This window comes from Pseudomonas sp. MD330_10, assembly GCF_042610415.1.
In the GTDB taxonomy this organism is placed as follows: Bacteria; Pseudomonadota; Gammaproteobacteria; order Pseudomonadales; family Pseudomonadaceae; genus Aquipseudomonas; species Aquipseudomonas rhodesiae.
On record NZ_JBHGZU010000015.1, the window covers coordinates 82336 to 99073 of the forward strand.

General features: G+C 62.4%; 13 protein-coding genes. All 13 read left to right on the plus strand.

Features of this window, described 5'->3' with window-relative positions; genetic code table 11:
* The first annotated feature begins 13 nt into the window (after window positions 1-13).
* The 13 genes from ACFZPT_RS20675 to ACFZPT_RS20735 all read left to right on the plus strand — a co-directional run bounded on the left by ACFZPT_RS20675 (window position 14) and on the right by ACFZPT_RS20735 (window position 16736).
* Window positions 14-259: a DUF2789 domain-containing protein gene (locus ACFZPT_RS20675; RefSeq protein WP_187697034.1), complete on the plus strand. Its 246-nt coding sequence runs from the start codon at window positions 14-16 to the stop codon at window positions 257-259.
* A 411-nt stretch (window positions 260-670) separates the two neighbouring features.
* A complete protein-coding gene (locus ACFZPT_RS20680) occupies window positions 671-1081 on the plus strand; it encodes a MarR family winged helix-turn-helix transcriptional regulator (protein ID WP_034095264.1) in 411 nt (136 codons plus the stop codon).
* Entirely contained in the window at window positions 1078-3156 is a 2079-nt protein-coding gene (locus tag ACFZPT_RS20685; RefSeq protein WP_379559070.1) for an FUSC family protein, read from the plus strand. The genes ACFZPT_RS20680 and ACFZPT_RS20685 overlap by 4 nt, the downstream gene beginning before the upstream one ends.
* On the plus strand, window positions 3153-3362 hold the full coding sequence (locus tag ACFZPT_RS20690) for a DUF1656 domain-containing protein (protein WP_010214247.1): 210 nt from the start codon (window positions 3153-3155) through the stop codon (window positions 3360-3362). Before ACFZPT_RS20685 ends, ACFZPT_RS20690 begins: the two co-directional genes overlap by 4 nt.
* Window positions 3359-4249 (plus strand): HlyD family secretion protein, encoded by an 891-nt coding sequence (locus ACFZPT_RS20695; RefSeq protein ID WP_034095266.1) that lies wholly within the window; start codon window positions 3359-3361, stop codon window positions 4247-4249. Before ACFZPT_RS20690 ends, ACFZPT_RS20695 begins: the two co-directional genes overlap by 4 nt.
* Window positions 4246-5688, plus strand: coding sequence for an efflux transporter outer membrane subunit (locus ACFZPT_RS20700; RefSeq protein WP_099312414.1), 1443 nt, complete (start codon window positions 4246-4248; stop codon window positions 5686-5688). Before ACFZPT_RS20695 ends, ACFZPT_RS20700 begins: the two co-directional genes overlap by 4 nt.
* Window positions 5689-5780: 92 nt before the next feature.
* Window positions 5781-6413 carry a hypothetical protein gene (locus ACFZPT_RS20705; protein ID WP_034095268.1) on the plus strand — a complete coding sequence of 211 codons (633 nt, stop codon included), beginning with the start codon at window positions 5781-5783 and terminating at the stop codon, window positions 6411-6413.
* Window positions 6414-6560: 147 nt separating this feature from the next.
* Window positions 6561-8057: a YdgA family protein gene (locus tag ACFZPT_RS20710; protein WP_034111246.1), complete on the plus strand. Its 1497-nt coding sequence runs from the start codon at window positions 6561-6563 to the stop codon at window positions 8055-8057.
* Between the two features lie 242 nt (window positions 8058-8299).
* A complete protein-coding gene (gene pgaA / locus ACFZPT_RS20715; protein WP_099312416.1) occupies window positions 8300-10780 on the plus strand; it encodes a poly-beta-1,6 N-acetyl-D-glucosamine export porin PgaA in 2481 nt (826 codons plus the stop codon).
* 12 nt (window positions 10781-10792) lie between these two features.
* The gene (gene pgaB, locus ACFZPT_RS20720; RefSeq protein ID WP_099312418.1) at window positions 10793-12790 is read left to right on the plus strand and encodes a poly-beta-1,6-N-acetyl-D-glucosamine N-deacetylase PgaB; all 1998 of its coding nucleotides are present in this window, start codon (window positions 10793-10795) and stop codon (window positions 12788-12790) included.
* A 2-nt stretch (window positions 12791-12792) separates the two neighbouring features.
* Window positions 12793-14133, plus strand: coding sequence for a poly-beta-1,6-N-acetyl-D-glucosamine synthase (gene pgaC, locus ACFZPT_RS20725; protein WP_034095272.1), 1341 nt, complete (start codon window positions 12793-12795; stop codon window positions 14131-14133).
* A 2-nt stretch (window positions 14134-14135) separates the two neighbouring features.
* Window positions 14136-14618 (plus strand): poly-beta-1,6-N-acetyl-D-glucosamine biosynthesis protein PgaD, encoded by a 483-nt coding sequence (gene pgaD, locus ACFZPT_RS20730; RefSeq protein ID WP_034095273.1) that lies wholly within the window; start codon window positions 14136-14138, stop codon window positions 14616-14618.
* Window positions 14619-15014: 396 nt separating this feature from the next.
* Window positions 15015-16736: a ShlB/FhaC/HecB family hemolysin secretion/activation protein gene (locus tag ACFZPT_RS20735; RefSeq protein ID WP_099312420.1), complete on the plus strand. Its 1722-nt coding sequence runs from the start codon at window positions 15015-15017 to the stop codon at window positions 16734-16736.
* Window positions 16737-16738: the final 2 nt, after the last annotated feature.

Here is a 16738-nt window from a genome sequence, read left to right on the forward strand (position 1 = left end):
TCAGGAGCCCACCATGGAATCGCCCGTGCACAGCTTGCCGTCACTGTTCAAACAGCTTGGACTGCCGGATGACCCGGTCAGTATTGATCAGTTTGTGACCGCCCACTCACCACTCAAGCCGGATTTGAAGTTGGCAGAGGCGTTTTTCTGGACAGACAGCCAGAAAGCATTTTTGCGTGAGGAAATCTTGGACGATGCGGATTGGGCGGAGGTGGTGGATGAGTTGAATCTGATGTTGCGGGATGGCCGAGGGGTGTAAAAAAATCTTTTGAAAATGGTGTTTTGTAAAAAAAGGTGAGCAGTAAAAAAATCTGGGCGCTAATCGCCTGGGTTTTTTTGGGGGGGGTCACCTTGGCGACAGTCGGATATGCCCATCACTCGAATCGGCAGCGCCACCTGGATGGCGAGGCCGCACAACAATCCTGAAGCTGACACCGATCCAAATGTGGGAGGGGGCTTGCCCCCGATTACGGTGTGCCAGTAACAGCTTGTTTGCCTGACCCACTGCTATCGGGGGCAAGCCCCCTGCCACCTGTGTCATGCACTAACCCTCCATCCATCGCTAAATTGTTTCAAAACTTGACGCAATTCGATCCCTTCGCCATATTGATAGTTAGCAAACTAACTGTATGCGAACTATCCAGTGCCTCAATCCCTCGAACAACTCCAGATGAACCTCAGCAGCAGCATGGTGGTGGGCGCCCGTCATTGGCGCAAAATCTGCCAGAGCACGCTGGTGAGCTACGGTATTTCCGAAGCCTGCGCCGTGCCGTTGTTGATGATCGGCCGTTTGGGCGACGGTGTGCATCAGGTCAAGGTCGCCCATGCGTCGGGGATGGAAAGCCCGTCCCTGGTGCGCCTGCTCGACCAGCTGTGCAGCGGCGGCTATGTGTGCCGCACCGAAGACGTCCACGACCGCCGCGCCAAGGCCTTGAGCCTCACCGAACGTGGCCGCGAACTGGTGCAGGCGGTAGAGGCGCAACTGGTGCGCCTGCGCAAAGACGTGTTGGCGGATATCGCGCCCGCCGATATGGAGGCGGCCCTGCGGGTGTTGCGTGCCTTTGAGGCGGCGACGCTTTGAACGGATTCTTCACCGGTTTCCCGCCCGCCCGCGACTGGTTCTACGGCGTACGCACCTTCGCGGCGTCGATGATCGCCCTGTATATCGCTATGCTGATGCAGATGCCCCGTCCGTATTGGGCAATGGCCACGGTGTATATCGTTTCCAGCCCGTTTGTCGGCCCCACCAGTTCCAAAGCGCTGTACCGCGCCATCGGCACCTTGATGGGGGCGGCGGCGGCGGTGTTTTTTGTGCCGATGTTCGTGCAATCGCCGTACATCCTGGTGGTGGTGATCGCGCTGTGGACGGGCACCTTGCTGTTTCTGTCCATGCACCTGCGCACGGCCAACAACTACGCGCTGATGCTGGCCGGCTACACCTTGCCGTTGATTGCACTGCCGGTGGTGGACAACCCACTGGCCGTGTGGGACGTGGCCGAGGCGCGTACCGAAGAAATTTTCCTCGGCATTGTGGTGGCCGCCGTGGTCGGCGCGATGTTCTGGCCACGACGCCTGGCGCCGGTGTTCGACGGTTCGGTGGCCAAGTGGTTTGCCGATGCGCAGGTCTACAGCCAGCGGTTCCTCACGCGCACGGTGCAGCCTGACGAAATCAGCACCTTGCGCGGCGGCATGGTCGCCACCTTCAACACCCTGGAATTGATGATCGGCCAGTTGCCCCACGAAGGCGCGCGTCCACAGACGGTGCGCAATACCAAAGAGCTGCGCGGGCGCATGATCCACCTGCTGCCGGTGGTGGAGGAGCTGGATGACGCGCTGTACGCCGTCGAACAGCGCGCGCCGCAGTTTCTCGAACGCCTCAAGCCGCTGCTGGACGCCACCGCCCAGTGGCTGCAAAGCAGTGCCGACAATCCGTCCCTGGACAGTTGGCGCGCCCTGCGTAACCAGATCGAAGCCCAACAGCCCAAGGGCGACGCGCTGGATGATCGCCACACCTTGCTGTTTTCCAACGCGCTGTACCGCCTCGGCGAATGGGTCGACCTGTGGCAGGACTGCCGCAGCCTGCAAGCCGCCATCCACTGCGAGAGCCAGGACACCTGGCGCGCCGTCTATCGCCACTGGCGCTTGGGCCGTCTCACGCCGTTCCTCGACCGTGGCCTGATGTTCTACTCGGCGTTTTCCACCGTCACCGCGATTATCGTCGCCTCGGTGCTGTGGATTCTGCTGGGCTGGACCGACGGCGGCAGCGCGGTGATCCTGGCCGCCGTCGCGTGCAGTTTCTTCGCCTCGATGGACGACCCCGCGCCGCAGATCTACCGGTTCTTTTTCTGGACGGCGATGTCGGTGCTGTTTGCCAGCCTCTATCTGTTTTTGGTGCTGCCCAACCTGCACGACTTTCCGATGCTGGTGCTGGCGTTCGCGGTGCCGTTTATCTGCATTAGCACGCTGACCGTGCAGCCGCGCTTCTACCTGGGCATGCTGCTGACGCTGGTTAACACCTCGTCGTTCATCAGCATCCAGGGCGCCTACGACGCCGACTTCCTCAACTTCGCCAACGTCAACCTGGCCGGGCCGGTTGGCCTGCTGTTCGCGTTTGTGTGGACGCTGATCGCGCGCCCGTTCGGCGCCGAACTGGCGGCCAAGCGCCTGACGCGCTTCAGTTGGCACGACATCGTCGGCCTGACCGAGCCGGCGACCCTGGCCGAGCACCGGCACCTGGCCGTGCAGATGCTCGACCGTTTGATGCAGCACCTGCCGCGTCTGGCCCTGACCAATCAGGACACCGGCATTGCCCTGCGCGATTTGCGCGTGGCGCTCAACCTGTTGGACCTGCTGGCCTACTCGCCGCGCATCCTCGGCGTGCCGCGTGTGCTGCTCAACCAAGTGGTGGAGGGTGTGGGCGGTTACTTCAAGGCGTGCCTGAAAGCGGGTGAACGCTTGCCCGCGCCCAGCGGTCTGCTGATGACCCTCGACCGCACGCGCCGCGCCCTTAATGGCCAGGGCCTGCAAGGCGAAGACGACACCCGCCTGCATTTGCTGCATGCGCTGGCCGGCCTGCGTCTGGCGTTGTTGCCCGGCGTGGAATTTATTGGCGGTACGGAGATGGAAGCGCCGCTACCCGATGGAGCGCCTTTATGATCGGTGATCTGGATATCAGCGGGGTGTTCCTGCCCACGCTGCTGGTGCTGATGGGCATTACGTACGTGCTGTTTCTGGTGGTGCATGGGTTGTTGACCCGTCTCCACTTCTATCGCCTGGTCTGGCACCGGGCATTGTTCAATGTGGGGCTCTACGCGCTGTTGCTGGGCGCGGTGGACTCACTCAGTCGATACCTGATGACATGAAAAAACCGTTTTTGACTATTGGCCGTGTGGTCCTGACGCTGCTGATCGTGAGTTTTGCGGTCGTGGTGGTGTGGCGCATGGTCATGTACTACATGTTTGCGCCGTGGACCCGTGACGGCCATATCCGTGCCGACATCGTGCAGATCGCCCCGGACGTGTCCGGGCTGATCCAACGCGTGGACGTGCACGACAACCAACTGGTGAGCAAAGGCCAGGTGCTGTTTGCCGTCGACCAGGACCGCTTCAAGCTGGCCCTGCGTCAGGCCCAGGCCGCCGTGGCCGACCGCCAGGAAACCCTGGCCCAGGCCCAGCGCGAATATAAGCGCAACCGTGGCCTGGGCAACCTGGTGCCCAGCGAGCAATTGGAAGAAAGCCAGTCTCGCGTGGCCCGCGCCCAATCGGCCCTGGCCGAAGCCCAGGTGACGGTGGACTCGGCGCAGCTCAACCTCGACCGCTCGGTAATCCGCAGCCCCGTGGACGGCTACGTCAACGACCGCGCGCCGCGCACTCAGGAGTTCGTCACCGCTGGGCGCCCGGTGCTGTCGGTGGTGGACAGCAACTCGTTCCACATCGACGGTTATTTCGAAGAGACCAAACTCGACGGCATCCACGTCGGCATGGGTGTGGACATCCGCGTGATCGGTGACAACGCCCGTTTGCATGGGCATGTGCAGAGCATCGTCGCCGGCATCGAAGACCGCGACCGCAGCAGCGGCTCCAACCTGTTGCCCAACGTCAACCCGGCGTTTAGCTGGGTGCGCCTGGCCCAGCGCATCCCGGTGCGCATTGCTTTTGATGAGGTGCCGGCGGACTTTCGCATGATCGCCGGACGTACCGCCACGGTGTCGATCATTGACGACTCAACCAAGGCCGGAGCCCGGCCATGAAGCAGTTGTTAGCCATTGTTGCCCTGGGTTCTTTGCTGTCGGCCTGTCAGATGGTCGGCCCGGATTACCAGGTGCCGGATACCGCCGCGATCAAGCGTGGCGATCTGCAAGGGCAACTGCCGTCCGATGGCAAGAACGTGGTGTCGGCGCCGGTGCCGACGGATTGGTGGAAGCTCTACAACGACCCGCGTCTGGATGAACTGGTGCGCCAGGCCATGGCCTCCAACACCGACCTGCGGGTGGCTGCGGCCAACCTGCAACGCGCGCGCTATCAAGTGCAGCAGGCCGAATCCGCCGGCGGTTGGAGTGCCGGCGCCAAGGCCGAGGCCCAACGCTTGCAGGAATCCGGCGAAGCCTTCCTGCTGTCGGAAAAAGTCCCGGTGGATAACATCGGCAGCGTGGGCATCACCACGTCGTATCAATTCGACCTGTTCGGCACCTTGCAACGCGGCATCGAAAGCGCCCAGGCCAGCGCCGACGCCACCCAGGCCGCCGCCGACATCGCGCGCATCACCCTGGTGGCCGATGTGGTGCGCTCCTACACGCAAATCTGTGCGGCGAATGAAGAACTGGCGATTGCCAACCGTTCCCTGGAACTGCAAGCGCAAAGCACCACGCTGACCCAGCGCCTACGCGATGCCGGCCGGGGCGATGAAACCCAGGTGACGCGCTCGCAAACCCAATACAAATCCCTGCGCGCCGAGATGCCGCGCTACCAGGCGGCGCGTCAGGCGGGGCTCTATCGCTTGTCGATGCTGCTGGCCAAACCCCTGGAGCAATTGCCGGCGGGCATCGGTGATTGCGCCGAGTTGCCGCACATCGCCCAATTGCTGCCGGTGGGCGACGGTGCCACGTTGCTCAAGCGCCGCCCCGACGTGCGCCAGGCCGAACGCCAACTGGCCGCCGCCACCGCGCGCATCGGCGTGGCTACCGGCGCCCTGTACCCGGACATCGCCATCGGCGCCAGCGTCGGCACCGTGGGCCTGCTCGATAACCTCGGCCAACCGGCGACCAACCGCTGGGGCTTTGGCCCGATGATCAGTTGGACCGTGCCGACCAACGGCGCCCGGGCGCGTATCCATGAAGCCGAAGCCGCCACCCAGGGGGCCTTGGCGCATTTCGATGGGGTGGTGCTCAACGCGATCCGCGAAACCCAGACCGGCCTGGCCCAGTACACCGCCGTGCTGCAGCGCCGCGACGCATTGGCCGAGGCCGAGCAATCGGCGCAGCAGGCAGCGGACCAGACCCACCGCTTCTTCCAGGCCGGTCGCGCCTCGTTCCTGGCCGACCTTCAGGCCACGCGCACTTACACCGAAATGCGTGCCCAACTGGCGGCGGCCAACACTCAGGTCGCCATGAGCCAGATCGACCTGTTCCTGGCCCTGGGCGGCGGCTGGGAAAGCGGACGAACGCAAGCGTCGGCGTCCAGCAAACCCTGAGCGAATAGCTATGCTTTGACAGGCGGGCGCCGTGGCTTTCGAGCCAGGCGCACGCCTGACACTGCTCGCGTTTGCTCATGGGGATTCCAATAATGAAAAACCCTTATGCTCCCGCTTTCTGGTGCGTGCTCTTCGCACTGGTGCTGTTATCGGCCGCGTATTTCTATGGCGTCATGCTTTCCCACCAACTCGACAAGGCCATGGTGTTTCTCGACAGCGCCTGCCTGGTGATCGGCACCTTGTCCATCGGCGTGGTGGCCTGGGCGTCCTACCAGAATCAACGCATCAAGAAAAAACTCCTCGAACAAGGCAAGACCCGCGTGGCCATCTGGGACACCAAGGTCGCACTGCGCCGCGTCGAAACCGTATTCGACCGCTATTTCTGGGGCAGCTACTGGCAGCCGGGGCGCACCTTCCAGGAAGTGATGGGCGACCTGACGGGCACGCCGTTGGAAAAAAGCCTCGAAACCCTGAAAAAACAGTGCGTGGTGCTCGACAAGCAGGTCGCCGAAGGTCGGCATTGGCTCAATAACGCGCGGGAATTGTCCGACGTCGCCACGCAGATGGCCCGCGAGCGCTACCAGCTGGACTTCTGCGACCCCAAGACCGACACCCCTGGCAACGCCGTGATCCACCGCGAATTCGAGGTGCTGGTGTACACCTGGACGGCGCGCTTGAAGAGCTTCGATCACCAGCTCGATGAAATCGAATTGGAGTATTCGTGAACCAGTAGCGATCTGATGCCTCTGAAAGGTTGCGCCGTTTAAGGCCGCCAGTGCTAATCTTCCCCCCGTTTTCGGCGGGCTTGAGCCAACCCTTGCAGGGTTCAAGGAAGACAGCCCACTTCTCACAGGATTTGATCAGGTCACTTCATGAATAAGCCAGCAGTCGTTCTTTTGGGTTTTGTTGTCGCCGTCGGCGTCGTCAGTGCAGGCGGCGCCTGGTACACCGGTAAGCAGTTGGAGCCGGTGTTGCAGACCGCGATCCAAAACGCCAACAAGGAACTGCAAACCTCCATGGCCGGCGTCGACGGCAGCGTCGCCCTGGAACTGGTGTCCCTGGAGCGCGGCGTGTTCAGCAGCACCGCGCACTACCGCCTGAAGGCGCAGGGTCCGGTGTTCGGCGAAGAAAACCCGAACCCGGAGCTGCTGTTCGTCGACCATATCGAACACGGCCCGTTGCCGTTCTCGCGTCTGGTCACGCTTAAATGGCTGCCGGTCATGGCCACCAGTCACTACGAGCTGGAAAAGAACGCCACCACCGAGAAGTGGTTCGCTGCCGCCAAAGACGCATCGCCGCTCAAGGGCGTGGCCAATATCGGCTATACCCGCGCGGTCAACGGCAATGTCGAACTGCTGCCTCTGGAGTTCAAGGACGATAAGTCCTCGGTGAGCTTCTCCGGCGCCAACCTGAATTTCGATGGCACCGCCGAAGGCCAGAAAGTCAAAGCCGACGGTTTTATGAACAGCCTCAAGGTCGCCACCGTAGACGCCCAGGGCGCGCCGTTCGAAGCCGAACTGGCCGGCCTGACCGTGGCCAGCAACCTGGCCAAGTCCACCTTCGGTTTCTACACCGGGCAGAACACCGTGGAGCTCACGGACGCCAAGTTCACCGTCGGCGTGCAGAAAGACGTGATCTCGCTCAAAGGCTTTGAGCAGAAAGACTCCAGCGAAACCACAGACAACAACCTGGCCGGCCGCGTCGACTACAAAATCGACGAGATCGGCTACAAGGGCAAACCCGTCGGCTCGGCCGCCATGGCGCTGAGCATGAAAAACGTCGACGTCCCGGCCATGCTGGTGCTGACCAAACTCTACCAAGACAAGATGCAGCCGGTGCAAGCCGCGGCCGCCGCTGGCGAGCCCGTGCCTGAACTGCAATTGACCGAAGCCGAGCAGACCCTGGCCGAAGCCAACGTCAACCAACTGTTGGCCGCCAAGCCGCAACTGGCGGTAGAAAACCTGTCGCTGAAAACCACCCATGGCGAAAGCAAGTTCAGCCTGGTGGTGGACCTGGCCAAGCCGGCGTCGATGGAATTGCCGCCGGTTGAACTGGGCAAGCAGATGGTGTCGCTGCTGGACGCCAACCTGACCCTGTCCAAGCCAATGATCGCCGATGTGTCCGCCCTGCAAGCCCAGGCCGGCGGCCTGACCGACCCGAAAGCCATCGAGCAGCAAGCGCAGATGGCCGCCGAGATGGTCAGCGGTATGGCCGTGGGTACCCAACTGGCGACCCTGGTGGGCAGCGATGTGGTGTCCAAACTGCACTACGCCAACAATGAAGTGACCTTCAACGGCCAGAAGATGACCGTCGAGCAGTTCATCGGCTTTGTGATGTCCAAAGTCGGCGCGGTCAGCGGCGCGCAATAATCGCCTCACGTGTGGCAAGGGCGCTTGCTCCCTTGCCACAAGCGGCACTGCTTCGCGGGCCGCGTGTAAATCCGCCTTCCTCATCCAATTCTGAACAATTGTTCTGATTTGCGCTTTTACCCACCGCCCTCGGCGATAGTGACCACAGGAAAGCTAGGCCGGGTCATGAGACGTCGGCACCCTGAAGCGAAGCGCTCAGGACCACCTATCGTTACAGCTTTCCCTGTAAGGAAGCTCACGATATGTTGCCAAACCCACCACTCAGTGCATCAGGCCGGTTGCGACTGCTTATCGGGGTCGCCTTGTGCAGCCAATTGCTGATGCCTGCTTTTGCCGTGGCCGATCCGGCCTATGACGCGCTGATCATCCAGGCGCGCAACGGCAATTTCACCCCCGCCCTTACGCAATTGCGCCAGTTGTCCGCCGAGCGCCAGACGCCTGGCCAGGTCAGCGATCACTTGGTGATTGCCGGTTGGGCCGGCCAGGACGCCGAAGTGCTGCAGGTCTACGAGGCCCAGGGCAAGCATCGCAACCTCAGCACCCAAGCGCTGGCCACGGTGGCGCGCACCTATCGTAATCAGAAACAGTGGGCCCAGGCCGAGGCGGTGTACCGTCAGGCGTTGCTGCGCGAACCGAACAACATCGACCTGCAACTGGGCCTGGCCCTTACCCAGGCCGATGGCGGCAAGGCTAACGAAGCGGTGCAGAGTACCCGTGCATTGGTGGCCGCCAAGCCTGAAGACCCCAACCGCCGCATGGCCCTGGGTTATGCGCTGACCCGTGCCGGCTTGAATTACGACGCGCTGTTCGAATTCGATCAGGCGTTTATGCGTGCCGGCGATAAGCCGGAAGTTGCCCGCGAATACATCATCGCTCTACAAAAGGCCCGCTTGCCGGAGGCCGCGCTGCGTCTGTCGGCCCAGCGTCCGGGCCTGCTGGATGCGGTTACCCAACGCCGCCTGGAAGGCGATCTGGCCGCCGAGCGTGTGCGCATGGCCGAGTTCGCCACCCGCAGTGAACAAGAGCGCTACGTGATCGCCGACCGTGCGCTGCAGGCGTACGACAACCTGCTCGCACGCTGGACCCCCGACGCCAGCGCCCACGATGACGTGGTGCGCTGGCGCATCGACCGCCTGGGCGCTCTCAAGGCTCGGGCGCGCACGGCGGATGTGGTGCGCGAATACGAAACCTTGACCCGCGAAGGCGTGCAATTGCCCACCTACGCCGTACGCTGGGTGGCGGCGTCCTACCTGGACCAACGCCAGCCGGAAAAGGCCGAGCCGCTGTACCGTCAGGCCCTGAGCGCCGCCGATGCCGAACCCGATGATCGCGTCGAAGACACCACCGCCTTGTTCTATGCCCTGCAAGAGAGCGATCAGGGCGAACAAGCCCGCGAAGTCGCTAGCAGCCTCGCCAACAGCCAGAAACCTCGGGTCGAACTCAAAGGCCTGCCCATCGGCAACCCCAACGATTCATGGATGGACGCCCAGCAACTGGCCGCTCAGTCCGGCGTCTACGGCGGCGACCTGCCGGGCAGCGAAGCCAGCCTGGAAGCATTGGTGGCCAAGGCCCCAGGCAATGTCGGCTTGCGCCTGGCCCAGGCCGACATGTACCGCGCCCGCGACCTGCCGCGCCGTGCCGAAGGCATTCTGAAAGAAACCGAAGCCCAGGCCCCGCGCGACATCGGCCTGGAAGTGTCCCAGGCTTACACCGCCATGGACCTGCAGGAGTGGCGCCAGCTCGACGTGCTCACCGACGACGTGGTCGCGCGCAACCCCGACAGTCGCCAAGTGCAGCGCCTCAACCGCTTGCGCAATGTGCACGACATGGCCGAATTGCGCGTTGAAGCCTACACCGGCAAAAGCTACGGCGGCGGCAACAACAGCGATGCCGGCGCAGTGGCCGGCAGCCGTGACTGGGGCATCGAGAGTGTGATCTACACCCCGCCCATCGACGAAGACTGGCGCCTGTTCGCCGGTGTTGGTTACGCCACCGCCGACTTTGAAGAAGGCACCGGCCACCACCGTTGGCAGCGCGTCGGCGTGGAGCGGCGCACCCGTGACCTGACCCTGGAAGCCGAGGTGTCCAACCACTCCTACGGCTTTGGTTCCAAACAGGGCGCCCGCGTAGCGTTTGCCTATGACCTCAACGATCACTGGCAATACGGCGGCAGCCTCGACTACCTCGCCGCCACCACGCCGTTGCGCGCGTTGAATGCCGACATCACCGCCAATGGCGGCAGCGGGTTTATCCGCTGGCGCGCCAATGAAAGCCGCGAGTGGAAACTGTCCGTCAGCCCATCCCACTTCAGTGACGGCAACGACCGCGTCGAAGCCCTGCTCGCCGGCCGCGAGGGCCTCTACAGCTCGCCGAAGGTGCAAGTGGACCTGGGCCTGGAAGTCGCCACCAGCCGCAACAGCAAGGAAGACACGGTGTATTTCAACCCGAAGTCGGACTTCAGCGTGTTGCCCACCGTCAACGTCAACCATGTGCTCTACCACCGCTACGAGACCCAGTGGAGTCAGCAGTTCCAAGTCGGTGCGGGTACGTACAGCCAGCGTGATTATTCCACCGGCGGCGTCGGCCTGATCGGCTATGGCCAACGCTATCGCTGGAACGATGTACTGGAAGTCGGCGCCAACCTGAGCCTGATCAGCCGACCTTACGACGGTGATCGCGAACGCGATCTGCGCCTGCTCGTCGACCTCACTTACCGTTTCTAAAAGAGCCTGACCATGACTGTTCTCAGCCGTTGCTTGTTGCTCCTGGGTGTATTGCTGGCCAGCGCCTGCGCCCAGCAACCCGCGCCCTTCACTCCACCCGCCGAGCGGCCGACCCCAGCCAACGAAGCGGCGTGGCCGAAGAACCATTTCCTGGGGATCGCCTACCACGACGTGTCCGACCGCGACCCCGATCAGGCCGTGGTGGCGGTGCGTACCGAGCGGCTGATCGAACAATTGGCCTGGCTGCGCGAGAACGGTTACCAGGCGGTCAGCGTCGATCAGATTCTCGCCGCCCGCCGTGGCGGCCCGGCGTTGCCGCCCAAGGCAATCATGCTGAGTTTCGACGACGGCTATTCGAGCTTCTATACCCGGGTAATGCCGATTCTGCGCGCCTACCGCTGGCCGGCGTTGCTGGCACCGGTGGGCTACTGGATCGATACGCCGCTGAACAAGCCGGTGGACTTCGCTGGCATGCCGCGCCCTCGGGGTGAGTTCCTCACCTGGGAGCAGATTCGCGAGGTGTCGCAATCGGGCCTGGTAGAAATCGCCGCCCACACCGATGCCAACCACAAAGGCATCCTGGCCAACCCCCAGGGCAACCTGGAACCGGCCGCGACCACCCGCCGCTATGATCCGGCGACCAATCGCTACGAAACCGAAGCGCAGTTCCAGGCGCGCATGCGTGCCGACGTGGTGGCGATCTCCAACAAAATTCGCAGCGTCACGGGCAAGGCGCCACGGGTGTGGGTCTGGCCGTATGGCGCGGCCGACGGCACGTCGCTGGCGGTGGTGGGCGAGCAGGGTTACCAGATGGCCCTGACCCTTGAAGACGGCCTCGATAACCTCGGCGACCTGATGAACAGCCCGCGCTTCCTGGTGGCCTCCGATCCGGACGGCGAGCACTTCGCCAACAGCATCGTGGCCGTGCAGGCCAAGGCGCCGCTGCGCGTGCTGCATGTGGACCTGGACAACGTCTACGACCCGGACCCCGCCCAGCAGGCGCGCAACCTCGACCAACTGGTACAGCGCGTGGTGGACATGGGCGCCGGCACGGTGTTCCTGCAAGCCTTTGCCGACCCCAAGGGTGATGGCCTGGTGCACTCGCTGTACTTCCCTAACCGTCACTTGCCGATGCGTGCCGACCTGTTCAACCGCGTCGCCTGGCAGCTGCATACCCGTGCCCATGCCAGCGTCTATGCCTGGATGCCGGTGCTCAGTTTTGCCCTCGACGCCAAGCTGCCGCGCGTGACCCGTTGGGATCCCAAGACCGGCAAGATCGGCCTCGATCCCGACCAGTACCAACGCCTGTCACCTTTCGATCCCGCCGTGCGCAAGGCTATCGGCGAAATCTACGAAGACTTGGCGCGGGTAGGGCCGATCGACGGCATCCTTTATCACGACGATGCGGTGTTCAACGATTTCGAAGACGCCAGCCCCGCCGCATTGAAAACCTACGCAGCCAACGGTTTGCCCGACAGCATTGCGGCCCTGCGCGCCGACCCGGCGGTGATGCAACGCTGGACGCGTTTCAAGAGCCGCTACCTGATCGACTTCACCCATGAGCTGACCGCCAAGGTGCGCGCCATCCGCGGGCCACAGGTGCTGACCGCGCGCAATATCTTCGCCGAGCCGATGCTCAACCCGCCGAGCGAAGCCTGGTTCGCGCAGAATCTGGATGATTTCCTCCAGGCTTACGACTGGACCGCGCCGATGGCCATGCCCCTGATGGAGGGTCAGCAGGTGAGCACTTCCAACGCCTGGCTGGAGAAACTGGTCGCCACCGTCAAGAAGCGCCCCGGTGCCCTGGAGCGCACGGTGTTCGAGTTGCAAGCCAAGGACTGGCGCACCAAAGAGGCCACCGATATCAACGGTGCGCAAATGGCTGAATGGATGGGTGTGCTTAAACGCCAGGGGGTCACGAGTTTTGGTTACTACCCGGACAACTTCCTGGAAAACTCCCCGGACCTGAACACCGTGCGTCCGGCCCTTTCCAACCAATGGAACCCTTGACCATGTTCGACAGAATCCTGGCTTTATTCGTACTGGCGCTGGTGTTGGGCGTGCCCCTGGGCCTGATCTTTCTGGTCACCGGGCAGTTCCTGATGGACTTCGTGTTCTTCTACCCGCTGTTTATGTCGGCGCTGTGGATTGCCGGCGGCCTGTACTTCTGGCTGCACTGGGAGCGCCACTGGCCTTGGGAGGAAGACACCCCGGCGCCGACCCTGGCCGGCAACCCGCTGATCTCGATCATCATCCCTTGCTACAACGAAGGGGATAACGCCGCCGATACCATCCATGCGGCGCTCGGCCAGTTGTACCCGAACATTGAAGTGATCGCGGTCAACGACGGCTCCAAAGACAACACCGCGGCGGTGCTCGATGCCCTGGCGCTGGAACACCCACGCTTGCGCGTGTTGCACCTGGCGCAGAACCAGGGCAAGGCCGTTGCCCTGCGCATGGGGGCCGTGGCGTCACGCAGCGAATACCTGGTGTGCATCGACGGCGACGCGTTGCTCGACAAAAACGCGGCGGCTTATCTGGTGGCGCCAATGCTGGACAACCCACGCCTGGGCGCCGTCACCGGCAACCCACGAATTCGCACGCGGTCGACCCTGATCGGTCGCGTCCAGGTGGGTGAGTTCTCGTCGATCATCGGTTTGATCAAGCGCACCCAGCGCGTGTTCGGCCGGATCTTCACGGTGTCGGGGGTGGTGGTAGCGTTCCGTAAGAAGGCGCTGGACCGCATCGACTACTGGAGCACCGACATGATCACCGAAGACATCGACGTGAGTTGGAAGCTGCAGTTGGATCACTGGGCCATCTTCTACGAGCCGCGCGCGCTGTGCTGGATCCTGATGCCCGAAACCGTCGGCGGCCTGTGGAAGCAGCGCCTGCGCTGGGCCCAGGGCGGCGCCGAAGTGCTGTTCAAGAATATCCGCGGCATCTGGCAGTGGCGTCACCGATATCTGTGGCCGCTGCTGTTCGAGTACTGCCTGTCCACCGGCTGGGCGTTCACCTTCCTGCTGTCGGTGATCTTTTGGGGCGTGGGCAAGTTTATTGCGCTGCCACAGGCAATAGCCGTCGACGCTCTGATGCCGCCGGCTTTTACCGGGTTGGTCCTGGCGATGGTCTGCCTGCTGCAGTTCGCGGTGAGCATCATCATCGACCGCCGTTACGAGAAAGACCTGTGGAAAACCCTGTTCTGGACCGTGTGGTACCCGATGGTGTTCTGGTTGGTCAGCCTGTTTACCACGCTGGTCAGTTTCCCCAAGGTGTTGTTCAACCAACATCAGAAACGCGCGCGCTGGGTCAGCCCGGACCGTGGTATCAAACCTGTCAGTGAGGAGGCGTGATCATGCACCTGGTCAGAACTCGCCAAAGCCTGGTGATGTGGATTATCGATGTGCTGTTGACCCTGATGGCTTGGGCCGGATTGATCTGGCTGCTGGCACGCGGTATCACCTCGATGCTCGACACCCACGGTGGCCCGCGTATCGAAGCGCCGATTTTCGCAGCGCTCAACACCTTGCAGATCTACCTGTGGATCGCGTTGTTCAACGCGGTAATCCTGGTGTGCTGGGCGCGCTATCAGCAACGCAAGGGCCGTAAGTTCGCCCAACGCCGCGCACAAGCCAACGCCTTGAGCGACCAGCACCTCAGTGAGAGCTTCAAATTGGGTGCCGGCGACCTGGAGCAACTGCGCCGCCCTGGCGTACTGGTTATCCACAACGATGAAGAGGGCGGTGTCGAAGAGGTGAGGTCCCATGTCTCCCGCGACGTGGAACGCCCGGCATTGACCCTCGTCCCCGGCCAGGAAAAAGATCAAAGCGTCAGATAAACCGTGCAGTCTTGACGGTGTGGTGAGCGGGCTCACCACGCCAACGCTGGCGGGTCCTGCTCTAGCGGCGTTGCATTGGAATACCGACAAATGGGATCCAATTCACAAAACGCCCGCGAACTTTTCCGTCTTTCTCGGTACTAACCTATCTCGGCAATAACTTGATGGCTAAATAATGGCATCTAATTAGTTGTTGTCGACTCATATTCAAAAAGTGCAGCCACTGGTCGGAATAATTGTTCCGTTAATCTGCGCATGCTCTTTTTGATTGGTTTTTATTGTTATTAATCAAGGGCTTGCAAACTAAATAGGTGCGGTTATACAACTAGCTCATTAGCTTGGGCTAGCGCAAGTTCGATGTTAGTTTGCGCCCCCTTGATTTTCGATGGATCGAACATGTCTCTGCTATTACCACGGACTCGGTACTTTCTATGCACTTTCCTGCTCGTTTGCTTGAGCATGAACAGCGCCACCGCCGCCCCCACCCCCGGGGACCAGGACCTGATCCGCGACCGGCAGAATCGCTTGCTCGAAGAGCAGAGCCGACGCCTGCAGGAACTCCAGGACCTGCCCGGCAAACAGACCAAGCCCGCCGCTCCGACGACGCCGGCAGACACTCGCTGCTTCCCGATCCAAGACATCGAACTCAAGGGCGCCGACAGCCTGTCCGCCGCCGACCGCACGCGCCTGCTCAAACCCTATTTGGGCCAGTGCCTGGGCGTGTCGCAGCTCAACGAACTGCTCAAGGTCATCACCGACTATTACATTGCCAAAGGCCGCGTCACCAGCCGTGCCTACTTGCCGCAGCAAGACCTGTCCAGCGGCCACCTGCAAGTGCTGGTGGTCGAAGGCAAACTCGAAGCGCTGAAAAGCGCCGAGGGCAGCAGCGTCACCGACCGCGAACTGGCCATGGCCTTTCCCGGCAAGGTCGGCGAGGCGCTGAACCTGCGCGAAATCGAGCAACTGGTGGATCAACTCAATCGCTTGCCCTCCAAGCAGGCGCAGATGGAACTGACCCCAGGCCAGCAGATCGGCGGCAGTGATGTGGTGGTCAAGAACACCCCGCAAAAGCCCTGGCGCGCCAGCCTGTCGCGTAACAACGACGGCCAGAAAAGCACCGGCGAACAGCAATGGGGCGCCGGCCTGGAATGGGACAGCCCGCTGGGTCTGGGCGACCAACTGATGCTGCGCGGCGGCCACGATGCGGTCAGCGACCACCAGAAAACCTCGAAAAACAGCATGCTGTATTACAACGTGCCGTGGGGCTGGTGGAACTTCAGCTACACCTACAGCGAAAGCGACTACCGCACCTACGGCCACACCAACGACTTCAAATTCAAGCAGGACGGCGACAACCAGAACCATCAACTGCGCGCCGAGCGGGTGATCCACCGCGACGACGTGAGCAAGACCTCGGTGAACGTCGGCCTGGCCCATCTGCGTACCAACAACTACATCCTCGATACGCGCACCGAGGCGAGCAGCAACCGCCTCAGCGAACTCCAGTTCGGCATCAACCACGGTCGGCGCATCGGCACTGCGTTCGTCAACCTCGACCTGGGCATGCAGAACGGCATCGGCCTGCTCGATGCCCAGTCTGAAGAAGAACGCGATCAGTTCGGCAACCGCCAGGCCAATTCGCGCTACCGCAAATACACCGCCACCGTCAGCTATCTGCAGCCGTTCACGCTGTGGGGCGAGTCGTTGAGTTTTTCCAGCCTGGCCACCGGTCAGCGCAGCGAAGACATTCTGTTCAGCCCGCAACGCGTGAGCCTGGGCGGCTCGGCCTCGGTACGCGGTTTCAAGGATCAGCAACTGACCGGCGACAGCGGCGGCTACTGGCGCAACGAGGTGCGTTGGGCGCGCCCGGTGACCCTGGATTGGATGCGCCCGGCCTTTGCCGAGTACGGCGCCAGCGTCGGCTACGACCAGGGCGTGATCAGCAACGACCGCTACAACGGCGACGTGCATGGTCGCGTGTCCAGCAACTCCCTGGAGCTGTTCGCCCGGGGCAAGCACGTCAGCACCAGCGTGACCTTTGCCCATTCTTTGGAAAGACCGGCCGTAGTGAGCGAGCGCGAAGCGCCGATCTACTTCCGTATGGACTTCTTCCTGTAATT

Coding starts and splice junctions, on each gene's coding strand:
- ACFZPT_RS20675 (WP_187697034.1), top strand. CDS start 14: ATGGAATCGCCCGTGCACAGCTTGCCGTCACTGTTCAAACAGCTTGGA.
- ACFZPT_RS20680 (WP_034095264.1), top strand. CDS start 671: ATGAACCTCAGCAGCAGCATGGTGGTGGGCGCCCGTCATTGGCGCAAA.
- ACFZPT_RS20690 (WP_010214247.1), top strand. CDS start 3,153: ATGATCGGTGATCTGGATATCAGCGGGGTGTTCCTGCCCACGCTGCTG.
- ACFZPT_RS20695 (WP_034095266.1), top strand. CDS start 3,359: ATGAAAAAACCGTTTTTGACTATTGGCCGTGTGGTCCTGACGCTGCTG.
- ACFZPT_RS20700 (WP_099312414.1), top strand. CDS start 4,246: ATGAAGCAGTTGTTAGCCATTGTTGCCCTGGGTTCTTTGCTGTCGGCC.
- ACFZPT_RS20705 (WP_034095268.1), top strand. CDS start 5,781: ATGAAAAACCCTTATGCTCCCGCTTTCTGGTGCGTGCTCTTCGCACTG.
- ACFZPT_RS20710 (WP_034111246.1), top strand. CDS start 6,561: ATGAATAAGCCAGCAGTCGTTCTTTTGGGTTTTGTTGTCGCCGTCGGC.
- pgaA (WP_099312416.1), top strand. CDS start 8,300: ATGTTGCCAAACCCACCACTCAGTGCATCAGGCCGGTTGCGACTGCTT.
- pgaB (WP_099312418.1), top strand. CDS start 10,793: ATGACTGTTCTCAGCCGTTGCTTGTTGCTCCTGGGTGTATTGCTGGCC.
- pgaC (WP_034095272.1), top strand. CDS start 12,793: ATGTTCGACAGAATCCTGGCTTTATTCGTACTGGCGCTGGTGTTGGGC.
- pgaD (WP_034095273.1), top strand. CDS start 14,136: ATGCACCTGGTCAGAACTCGCCAAAGCCTGGTGATGTGGATTATCGAT.
- ACFZPT_RS20735 (WP_099312420.1), top strand. CDS start 15,015: ATGTCTCTGCTATTACCACGGACTCGGTACTTTCTATGCACTTTCCTG.